Source organism: Pandoraea sp. B-6 (assembly GCF_000282835.1).
GTDB classification, from domain to species: domain Bacteria; phylum Pseudomonadota; class Gammaproteobacteria; order Burkholderiales; family Burkholderiaceae; genus Pandoraea; species Pandoraea cepalis.
The window spans coordinates 87,574-98,597 of the sequence record NZ_KB290495.1 but is presented as its reverse complement, the minus strand read 5'-3'; the positions used below and the strand labels follow the sequence as shown (position 1 = coordinate 98,597).

Genomic DNA, 11,024 nt, shown 5'->3' with positions numbered 1-11,024 from the left:
GGAAGCTGCCCCTGCCGCAGATCGGTCGCGACGTGATGGCCGAGGGTCTGCATCAACCGCTCCCGCCCGACGACCGCGCGCAGATGCTGTACGCGCAGGCGCTTTATTTGAACGTCATCGACGACGAAGTCGGGGCTCGTGCCGCACTCGCGCAGATCCCGGTCACGAACGTCACGCCGTCGATCCGCCGCATGCAGACGACGCTCGCGATTCGCGACACGGCGCGTCTGGCTCGGGAGGCGCATGCCGCCGGCGACGACGCGCAGAGCGAGCGGCGCTATGCCGATGCCTTGGCAATGGCTGGCGACGACCCGGAACTGATCGCTGAAGTCGCGCGCGCCCGCGTGGCGGCGGGACAGCCCGAGCCGGGGCTGGCGCTCATGCGCGACTGGCTGGCGGCGCACGCCGACAAGCCGCAGCCAGACGCACAACTGAGCTACGCGGAATTGCTCGATACGGCGGAACGCGATGCGGAACTGGGCACGTTCCTGGCCGGCATCGATCCGGCCACGCTCGGGGCGGATCAGCGCGCCGAACGGCAGGACTTGCAGGATCGTCTCGCCCTGCGCGAGGCCGACCGTGCGCGGGCGCTGGGCGATTTCACGACCGCGCGCGCGAAGCTCGATCCATTGCTCTCGCGTCAACCGCCCGACAAACGCGCGCTGTCGATGCTCGGCGATCTGTACTTCGACGAGCGCCGTTTCGACGACGCGCGCAAGATCGCGCAAGCGCAGCTTCGCCAGGATCCGAACGATCAGGACGCGCGCCTGTCGCTCGTGCGCGTGCTCTACGAGATGCAGGACGACGCGGCGGCCAACCGCGAACTCGATCGCGCACTGGCCGAGGCGTCGCCCAGCGACGTCTGGACACAGCTGGGCGTTGTGCGACGGCTCACGGCGATGGATCGCTTCGACGAGGCCATCGCACTCAACGACACGTTGCGCACGCAATTCCCCGATACGCCCGCTGTGACCGTGCAGCGCGGGCGCATCGCGCAGTCGCAGCGTCATTATCGCGAGGCGAAGGGATGGTACGACCAGGCACGCAAGGAGGAAATCGTGCAAGGCGCGCTACCCGGCTACGACGGCATGACGTCGGCCGAGTCGGCTATCGACTCGCTGGAAGCGCGGCGTAACAGCTATGTCGCGGCGGGCTATGAAATCGACGAGAAGAAGGGCGACGGCGGCATCTCGATGTTCAATGCGCGCGCCGTGCCAGTGTACGGCCAATACGCGCTCGGTTACGACGGCCACGTGTTCGCCCAGACCGACTACGTAAGCGCGGACGCTGGCGACTTGCCGCTCAATGGCACGTCGGAGTTCGGCACGCTGCCGTTGCTTAACGTGCCCGCGTTCCGGGCCGCCAATCCCGGTGTGTTGGGCGACCACGGCACGAAGCGTCAGAAGGCACATGGACAGGCGCTGATGCTCGGCTATGAGAACGACTGGATCCGGGCAGACGTCGGCCATACGCCCGTGGGCTTTCCCATTTCCTATGTGACCGGCGGCGTGCGCCTGTTCGGCAACGTGGGACGCTACCACTACTGGGTCGACGCGTCGCGTCGGCCGATGGCGGGCAGCATGGTGTCGTACGCCGGGTCGTACCTGCCGTTGCCCGAGATCTTCGGCGACGGCAAATGGGGCGGGGTGCGGCGCGATGCCCTGACGTTCCACGCGTCGCGCGACTTCCTGAAGTGGGGCATTTTTGGCGAAGCGAGCGTGGCGCGACTGACCGGCGAGAATGTGCTCAACAACTCGGAGGTGTCGGCGCGCGCTGGTGTCGACCTGCCGCTCGTCTACCGGCGCGACATGCGCATGAACACCGGTGTCACGGTGTTTTTCGACAGCTTTGCGCAGAATGAGCGGTTCTATACCTATGGCCATGGCGGTTACTACAGCCCGCAAACCTATGTGTCGCTAACGCTGCCGCTGGAGTGGTACGGCCGCACACAGCGCTGGTCGTATTACCTGCGCGGGTCGGTGTCCGTCTCGCAAAGTCAGGAGAAAGCGATGCCGTACTTCCCGACGGACGGTACGCTGCAATCGGCCAGCGGCAACTTGACGTACGGCTCGGGCGGCGGCTTCGGCGTGGGGTTTTCGCTTCTCGGGCGTGCCGAATACTGGGTCAACCGTCATTGGGTGATCGGCGCTCAGGCGCAGTTCGAGCGTTCGGACTATTACGCGCCGAATCGCTTCCTCGTCTACCTGCGCTATCACTTCGACGCCCGCCGTGGTGATGTGCCGATGCCGCCGTCGCCGGTACGCCCGATCTGGAGTTACTGACCCATGCGCGCTCGCATCGATTTTGCCTTCGCCGCCGTTGTGTCCCACATCTCCGATGCCTGGGCGGGGAAGGGGGCCACATGCTGACACTCATTGCCGTTGTTTCCAGCGCCGGTGGCGCGGGGCGCAGTACGGTGACGGCCCATCTGGCCGCAGAACTCGCGCAGGCATCGCATCCGGTCGCCGTGCTTGAACTCGACGCACAAAACAGCATCGGTGCGCTGCTCGGATTGCGCGAGACGTGCGCGGCAGGCGTGCTGTCACCGAGCGTTGCGCCGGACGGCTGGCGTAGTGTGCTGTGCGAGACGCCGGCGCGCGTGTCGCTGCTGCCTGCCGGTCGCAGCGAGGCGGCGAGTCTGAGCGCCATTGGCCAATGGCTGCGTCAGGACGCCGGCGGGCTGCGTCGTCATCTCGACGCGATGGGTTTGCCCGAGGGCACGCGCGTCCTCATGGACACGCAGCGCTTGCCCGATGTCATTGCCCAGGCCGCCGTGGCGGCCGCCGACCTCGTCCTTGGCGTGGTGCCCGTGACGACGACCGGCTACGTCACGCAGCTGGACCTGATCGCGGCGTGCGCGGGCCGCGCTCAGATGGTGCCGAACTTCGATGCCGCCAATTCTGCGCTCAACAACGATCTCCTCCATCTGATCCAGTCCCGCGCGGGCGACGCCAGTGTGCCGTTGCGCATTCATCGTGACGACGCGATCGGCACGGTGGCGGCCAGCGGCCAGACCCTGGCCATGGGGGCGCAGGGATCGCAGGCTGCGCTCGATTTCGCCCATTTGGCCGCATGGTTGCTGCATGCCACGACGCCGATTGATGCGGTGACCGACACCGGGGGCCGCGCATGATCCGCGACGCATTGCGCACCCTTTACCGGCTCGGCAGCGAGATTCTGGTGGTGCGTCTCGCGGTGCCACCGCGCGCGGACGGGCGCCCGCCGAGTCTGCTGCAATGGACGCTTGCGGCGACCTTGCGTTCGCCGAGTCATCAACGCTGGGTCACGCAGGTTGGCGACCACGCGGTGACGCGCCTGGCGATGCGACTTGAGGTGAATCGGTTGGATCAATGGCGCGACTGGTGGTTGCGTCTCCTGTTTCCGCCGCCGCGCGCCGGACGCACTGATTATCCCGCGCGCGCACTGGCTTGGATCAACGCGCGTGTCACGCATCGGCTCGACGTTCCGATCGATGCGAGCGTCGGACAGATGGTGCAGGCACTGGTGTGGCGCCGGGCCGATCGGCGCCCGGCATTCCCACCGTACGTCGGCTGGCTGGCGCTCCGGGACAACAACGAACGCGCGCGCCTGTGGCTGGTGCAGACGCTCTTCGGCATTCCGCCCGACACCCCCGCGCAGCTCGCCCATCGCTTCGACGCGCAACTCGCGCGCGTGATGCAGTGGCGTGTCACATCGGCCGTTGTCGCGCTGCTCGGCTTGGTCGGCGTGTTCTGGATCGTCACGACACCGTTCGAGCCGTTCGAGCAGTTGCTGTTCTCGATCTGCACGCTCACGCTGGCGCTGGTATTCCGCCGGCTCGACAGTCAGTATTCGGTGCTCGTGCTGATCGGTTTGTCGTTGATTTCCACGATCCGCTATGTATGGTGGCGTCTCACGCAATCGCTGGCGTTCGACACCCTGCCGGAGGCGGCGGTCGGCTACACCCTCGTGGCCGCCGAGATGTACACGTGGATGATCCTGTTGTTTGGCTACATCCAGACGGTCTGGCCGTTGCAGCGCCGCATCACGCCGCTGCCGCCGGACACGCGCGAGTGGCCCAGCGTCGACATCTATATTCCCACGTACAACGAGGGCCTCGACGTGGTGCGCCCGACGGTGTATGCCGCCTGCGGGATCGACTGGCCGCCCGAGAAGCTCAATATCTACCTGCTCGACGACGGACGCCGCGACGAGATGCGCGAATTCGCTGCGCTCGCCGGGGTGCACTACGTGACGCGTCCCGACAATCGGCATGCCAAGGCGGGCAACATCAACCATGCGCTGGGCAAGACACAGGGCGAGTTCGTCGCCATCTTCGACTGCGATCACATTCCCGTGCGCTCGTTCCTGCAGACGACGATGGGTGCCTTCCTCAAGGACCCGCGCTGCTCGCTCGTGCAAACCCCGCACCACTTTTTCTCCGACGATCCGTTCGAGCGCAACCTCGCCACGCGCGGGGCGGTACCCAACGAAGGGCGACTGTTCTACGGAATCGTGCAGGACGGCAACGACTTCTGGAATGCCTCGTTTTTCTGCGGCTCGTGTGCTGTATTGCGGCGTACCGCACTCGACGAAGTCGGCGGTGTCGCCGTCGAGACGGTGACGGAAGACGCCCACACGGCGCTCAAGATGCACCGTCGCGGCTGGAATACCGTGTACCTGAAAGTGGTGCAGGCGGCGGGTCTTGCGACCGAGTCGCTCTCCAGTCACGTGGGCCAGCGCATTCGCTGGGCACGCGGCATGGCGCAGATCTTCCGCGTCGACAACCCGCTCTTCGGACGCGGATTGAAGTTCGGACAGCGGATCTGCTACGCGAACGGCATGCTGCATTTCTTCTATGGCATTCCGCGCATCATCTTCCTGCTCGCGCCGATCGCCTATCTGTTTTTCGGATTGCATATCGTGCAGGCGGCGGCCCTGAGCATCTGCGCCTATGTGTTACCGCATATCGCACACGCGAACATCGCCAACTCACGCATCCAGGGCAAGTATCGCCATTCGTTCTGGTCGGATGTCTATGAAGCCGTGCTGGCGTGGTACGTGGCGCTGCCCACGACGGTGGCGTTCATCAACCCGCGATACGGCAAGTTCAACGTGACGGCCAAGGGCGGTCTGATCGAGCAGAGCTTCTTCGACTGGAATATCTCGAAGCCTTACCTGGTGCTGCTTGGCTTCAATCTGCTGGGCTTTCTGGCGGGTGTGTTGCGCTACTTCTACGCACCGGCGCACGAGATGGGGGCGCTGGTCTTCAACCTGGCGTGGGTGACGTTCAATCTGGCTGTGTTGGGGGCGGCGGTGGCGGTGGCAACCGAGGTTCGGCAGGTGCGCCGCACGCATCGGGTGTCGATGCGCATGCCCGCCATGCTGTATTTGCCGGACGGCCGCACGATCGCGTGCCACACGCGCGACTTCTCCGGCGGCGGTTTGGCGCTGCTGCTGAGCGTGCCACTCGAACTGAGCGAGGGCACCGAAGCGCAGGTCGCGCTCTCGCGCGGCGCGACGGAATATGGCTTTCCGGTGCGCGTGGTCGGGGTGCGCGGGCAGGCGCTGTTTCTCTCGTTCATGCCACTCACGGTGGCGCAGGACAAACATCTCGTGCAATTCACGTTCGGCCGTGCCGACGCCTGGCGCGACTGGGACGTCGAGCGCACGCGTGACGAACCGATCAAGGCGCTCTTCGAGATGCTCGCGATGGGGCTGCGCGGTTATCAGGTGCTGGCGAATTACTTGCTGGGCAAACTCGTGACGCGCTGGCAGGATCGCCTGCGCAGCGCACGCCAGACGTAAGCCGGACAACACCGGAACTCAGGGACGCATACGATGGGCATCTGGAACCTCTATTTCATCCTGAAGCTGCTGCTCCTGTGGGCCGGCACCATCGGCTTTCACGTGCTGCCGAACTTCCTCTTCGCAGTGCTGCTCGCGATCCGGCTGCGCCCGCGCTGGGCGCGCATTGGGCGACAGGTGATCGCTCTGCCGGCCGGTGCGGCGCTGCTCTATTACGATTCGAACCTGCCGCCGTTCGCCCGTTTCGTCGAGCAGTTGCCGGCGCTGCTGCAATTCCGGTTCTCGTACCTGATCGAGCTGCTCGGACGCTTCGTGCCGACGCAATTCTGGCTTCTGCTCGCGATCCTGACGCTCGTCTACTGGATCGTGAACCGCTGGGTTCGCGTGACGACCTTCGTGATGCTCGCGCTCGTGATCGTGCCCCTCGTGCTGCGCTTCGGTGCGCTGGGCCCGGTCACGCCGGTGGTCGCGGCGACGGGCGATATCCCGGCCGCGCCGTCGGCGGGAGCGAGCGCCGCGACCGCCGGCGTGAACGAATTCGTGTCGGGTGATGGCGAGGTGCCGTTGGCCGCGAATCCAGACGCGGCACTCGATGGCTTCTACACTCGCGAACTGACGCGCGCCGTCGCGATGCCCGCGCAGGCGGGGGCCGGACCGGACTTCGATATCATCTTCCTGCACATCTGTTCGCTCGCGCAGGACGATCTCGACGCCGACAATCTCGCCAACCTGCCGCTGCTCTCGCGCTTTGATTTTGTCTTCAAGAACTTCAACTCCGCGGCGAGCTACAGCGGCCCGGCAGCCATTCGTGTGCTGCGCGCCGGCTGGGGGCAGCCGACGCACAAGGCACTGTACGATCCGGCCGGCCCGCAGTGCTACGTGATGAGTGACCTGAAGCAGCTCGGCTATACGCCGTCGCTCGCGATGAACCACGACGGGCATTTCGACAACTTCATGCAGGAGGTTCAGCAGAACTTCGGCGTGCAGGGCATCACGCCGTTCGACAACACGCGCACGCGTGTGACCATGCGCTCGTTCGACGAAACCCCGGTCCGCTCGGATGGCGACGTGCTGCAATCGTGGTGGCAGCAGCGTATGGCCATGCCCGACAAACGCGTCGCACTCTACTACAACACGATCTCGCTGCACGACGGCAACCGTCTTGAAGGCTCGCGACTGCCCAGCGCGCAGAGCTATCCGATACGCGTGAAGGCGATGTTCGACGATTTTGGTCAGTTCATCGACACCATTGCCCGGTCGGGCCGCAAGGCGGTGGTCGTGTTCGTGCCCGAGCACGGCGCCGCGCTGCGCGGCAGCAAGCTGCAGGTCTCGGGCATGCGCGAGGTGCCGCTGCCGGAGATCACGCATGTGCCGGTGGCGGTGAAGCTCGTGGGCTTCGGCAACGGGGCGGGGGCCAGCCACGGCACGCCCATCACGATTTCCACACCCACGAGCTATCTGGCGCTGATGACGCTGGTTTCGCATCTGATCGCGAACAACCCGTTCGCGGGAACGCCCGATCTGGCGTCATACGCGGCTGATTTACCGCAGACGGCCTTCGTGTCGGCGAACGAGCAGACCACCGTCATGAAGTACGGCGGCAAGCAGCTCATTCGAGGCACTGACGGCGTCTGGGTGGACCTCAAATCGATGGAGTGACGCGCCAACCCTGCGCGAGTCCTCGCCGGATCCGCACGCGAATGCGCGTTCGGGCTCGCGCACGCGTTTTCCCGGAATCGCGCATACTGTGCGCTCTTGCCAGCGGGCGTGGCCGGCGAGGCCCGCGATCGTTGCCTGGCATGGACGCATTCGAAACTTCCGGGAGTTACTGTGCAATACACCAAATTCGGCCGCACCGGCCTGAGCGTTTCCCGCTTGTGCCTGGGCACCATGACGTTCGGTCTGCAAACCGAGGAAGCCGCCAGCCATGCGATTCTCGACCGTACCGCCGACGCGGGCGTCAACTTCATCGATATTGCCGACGTCTATCCGCTCGGCGCCGACATCTCGTTGTCCGGACGTACCGAGGAGATCGTCGGACGTTGGCTCAAGGGGCGCCGTAGCCAGTTCATCGTCGCGACCAAAGCTTGCGGCCAGATGGGACCGTCACCGTGGGACAAGGGGGCGTCGCGCAAGCATCTGCTCGATGCCATCGATGCGTCGCTGCGCCGCCTGGGAACCGACTACGTCGACCTGTACCAACTGCATTCCGACGACACCGACACGCCCATCGACGAGACGCTCGAGGCGCTCGACACCATTGTGAAGTCGGGCAAGGCCCGCTACGTCGGCGTGTCGAATTACCTCGCCTATCGCCTCGCACGTGCCCTGGGCCGCGCCGACGTGCTGCGCGTGGCGCGCTTCGTGTCGGTGCAGCCGCGCTACAACCTGCTGTTCCGTCAGATCGAGCGCGAACTGCTGCCGCTGGCCAGTGAAGAAGGTCTGGCGGTCATCCCTTACAACCCGCTCGCCGGCGGATTGCTGACGGGCAAATACCGACATGATGCCGCCCCCAGCGAAGGTCGCTTCACCACGGCGACGGTCGGCAAGGCCGGCTCGATGTACCAGCAGCGCTACTGGCACGAGCGTGAGTTCGAGACGATCGAGTCGCTCAAAGGCATTGCGAAGGACGCGGGTGAGTCGCTGACGCGTCTGTCGCTCGCCTGGGTGCTGGCGAACCCGGCGGTCACGTCGGCGATTATCGGCGCGAGCCGCGTCGAACAATTGACCGAAACACTCGGCACCGTCGACTACGCGCTCGACGCCGGCCTCAAGGCGAAGCTCGACGACGCGTCGCATGCTTATCGCTGGGGCGACGCCGCCCGATAAGCGCGACGTTCCGCCCCCGGCTTTCTGCTGGACTCACGCCGTACACAGGCCCGATGCGTCGGGCCTGTGGCGTTTTTGCGTTGCATCAAGCAAGCGCGTCTTAAGGGGGATTCCCGAGCCAGCGAAGGTAGTCGTCGGCTACGATCGAGCGCTATAGTAGCTGCATCGTGTCACGGTTCGACAGTCGAAGCGACTCGCGCGGCGGCACGATGCCGGACACGCTGCCTGTGTGCGAGGCCTTCCTGTGATGCTCTTTGCGAGGCTGCTCATGACAAAACGCATTCTGCTGGCGACCGACGGTAGCGAATCGTCACGCCGTGCGCTGCGCGAGGCGGCCGCCTTTGCGCGCAACGGCGACGTGATCCGCGTCATTCACACGGTGGAAGACCCCGTCACGCCGGTGACCTCCGCCTTCGCCAAGCTCATCGACCTGGAGCAGGTGCGTCGCGACATGCAGCGCGAGGGCGAGGAACATCTGGCGCGCGCGGTGCTGTATCTGCGCGAGGAAGGGCTCGACCCACAGGCGCATTTGCTCGATCTGCGCACGACCGGCGAGACCGTTCCGGAGGCCATCACCCGCGAGGCCAACGAGTGGGGCGCCGAAATCATCATCGTCGGCACGCACGGCCGGGGCGGTGTGCGACGCGCCATGCTGGGCAGCGTTGCCGAACAGATTCTGCGCAGCGCGGAGGTGCCGGTGATGCTGGTGGCGGGCGAGGCGCGCCCGCATTCGCCGTTGCGTGCGGGCGGACACTACGAACGGATACTCGTCGCGCTCGACGACAGCGAGACGTCGCACCGCGCCTTCGAATACGCACTTTCGCTCGCTCGCGCGCATGCGGCGTCGTTGCGTGTCGTCCATGTGCTGGATATGCCGGGGCCATTTCCCGAAGGCTTCGACTCGGCCCCGCTGCTCGGCGCGGTGCGCGCCGTGGGCGAGCAGGCGCTGAAGTGGGCGACGCGACGCCTGCATGAGGCGGGCGTGCCCGGCGACGTCGAGTTGCGAGAGCTTCAGCCGGTCGGCGAGGGGGTTGCCGATCAGATTATCTGCGCAGGCAAAGAGACCGATGCCGATGTCATCGTGCTTGGCACGCATGGGCGGCGCGGGTTCCGGCGCTTCACGCTGGGCAGCGTCGCGGAGGACACGGCCCGTCACGCCGGTCGGCCGGTGTTGCTGTTGCCCGCGCACGCACCGGTGGAGTGACACGCGCGCGGTCAGGCGGCGCGTTGATCGCCGGGCGGAAGCGCCCGGCGTTTGGCACATCGGAAGAAGGCGTTCGGCCTCAGGCGACTGGGCCGAGTTCTGACAGAAGCGTTTTGAGGGGCGTGGCCGCGTCGGCCAGACGCACCGGGTCGACCACGGCGCGGCGACCGACGAGTTCGCGTGCGGCCAGAAACTCCTGTGCCCGATTGATGCTCACGGCCGCCACGACGGCACCTTCGCGCAGATAGAAGCGCATGAACACGGCGGCCCCTTGCGCATCCGGCAAGCGGCGCTCGATCATGGCGTCATGGCCGTCCGTCAGGCCGACCATTTGCAGCTTCGCGTTGAACTGATCCGACCAGAACCAGGGCGCGGTCGCGACGGCCTTGGGCGCATCGCCATGCACTACGCTCGCCGCCACCTTCGCCATTTCGCTCGCGCTCGGCACCGATTCCAGACGAATGCGGCGGCCCAGCGCCGGGTGTTCGTGATGCGCGCAGTCGCCCACCGCCAGGATCGCCGGATCGCTGGTACGGGCAAATTCGTCGACGACGATGCCGTTCTCGACCGCCAGCCCCGCGGCCTGTGCCAACTCGGCGTTCGGAACGACACCAATGCCAACGACCACGACATCAGCCGGCAGGCGCTTGTCACCGGCCACGACCGCGACGACCCGACCGGCCGCATCCTGCTCAAGCGCGGTCACGCCGACGCCCACCTGCACGTCGACGCCGTTCTCGCGGTGCAACGTCGCGAAAAAGTCCGCCAGATCGGCTTCCGCCACGCGGGCCAGCAGGCGCGGGGCCGCTTCGAGCACGGTCACCGCGGCGCCCGCCTTGACGGCGGTTGCCGCCACTTCCAGCCCGATGTAGCCGCCGCCGACCACGACGACGCGCTTGCCCGGGGCGAGCGCCTCGCGCAGACGCGTGGCATCTGCGATGTTGCGCAGGTAGTAGACGTTCGGGGCGTCGCCGCCCGGAATGGGCAGATGGCGCACGCGGCCGCCAAGCGCCAGCACCAGATGGTCGTAGCCGAGTGTCTGGCCGTCGTCGAATGTGACGGTGCGCGCCGCGCGGTCGATGGCAGTGGCCGTCACGCCCAGACGCACGTCGATCTCGGCCTTCTCCCAGGCGTCTGCCGGACGGATCAGCAGGCTGGCTTCATCGGCCTGACCGGACAGAAACGCTTTCGAGAGCGGCGGGGG

7 protein-coding genes are annotated in these 11,024 nt (G+C 66.1%); 6 read left to right on the top strand and 1 reads right to left on the bottom strand.

What is annotated here, in order from left to right:
- The 6 genes from A985_RS0104515 to A985_RS24225 all read left to right on the top strand — a co-directional run.
- A partial coding sequence (locus A985_RS0104515) for a cellulose biosynthesis protein BcsC (RefSeq protein ID WP_198288653.1) occupies positions 1-2,282 on the top strand: 2,282 nt, incomplete at its 5' end.
- Positions 2,283-2,362: 80 nt separating this feature from the next.
- A complete protein-coding gene (locus tag A985_RS0104510; protein WP_017232216.1) occupies positions 2,363-3,133 on the top strand; it encodes a cellulose synthase operon protein YhjQ/BcsQ in 771 nt (256 codons plus the stop codon).
- Positions 3,130-5,787 carry a UDP-forming cellulose synthase catalytic subunit gene (gene bcsA / locus A985_RS0104505; protein WP_017232215.1) on the top strand — a complete coding sequence of 886 codons (2,658 nt, stop codon included), beginning with the start codon at positions 3,130-3,132 and terminating at the stop codon, positions 5,785-5,787. Before A985_RS0104510 ends, bcsA begins: the two co-directional genes overlap by 4 nt.
- Before the next feature lie 33 nt (positions 5,788-5,820).
- Entirely contained in the window at positions 5,821-7,446 is a 1,626-nt protein-coding gene (gene bcsG / locus A985_RS0104500; protein WP_017232214.1) for a cellulose biosynthesis protein BcsG, read from the top strand.
- A 171-nt stretch (positions 7,447-7,617) separates the two neighbouring features.
- Positions 7,618-8,616, top strand: coding sequence for an aldo/keto reductase (locus A985_RS0104495; protein ID WP_017232213.1), 999 nt, complete (start codon positions 7,618-7,620; stop codon positions 8,614-8,616).
- Between the two features lie 268 nt (positions 8,617-8,884).
- Positions 8,885-9,820, top strand: a complete 936-nt coding sequence (locus tag A985_RS24225) for a universal stress protein (RefSeq protein ID WP_198288652.1) — start codon at positions 8,885-8,887, stop codon at positions 9,818-9,820.
- A gap of 79 nt (positions 9,821-9,899) precedes the next feature.
- Here the strand turns inward: A985_RS24225 and A985_RS24220 are convergent.
- On the bottom strand, positions 9,900-11,024 hold a 1,125-nt coding region (locus A985_RS24220; protein WP_198288651.1), incomplete at its 5' end, for an NAD(P)/FAD-dependent oxidoreductase.

What these genes read in the sequence shown, in the direction of transcription:
- bcsA (WP_017232215.1), top strand. Translation starts at nt 3,130, where the DNA reads ATGATCCGCGACGCATTGCGCACCCTTTACCGGCTCGGCAGCGAGATT.
- bcsG (WP_017232214.1), top strand. Translation starts at nt 5,821, where the DNA reads ATGGGCATCTGGAACCTCTATTTCATCCTGAAGCTGCTGCTCCTGTGG.
- A985_RS0104510 (WP_017232216.1), top strand. Translation starts at nt 2,363, where the DNA reads ATGCTGACACTCATTGCCGTTGTTTCCAGCGCCGGTGGCGCGGGGCGC.
- A985_RS24225 (WP_198288652.1), top strand. Translation starts at nt 8,885, where the DNA reads ATGACAAAACGCATTCTGCTGGCGACCGACGGTAGCGAATCGTCACGC.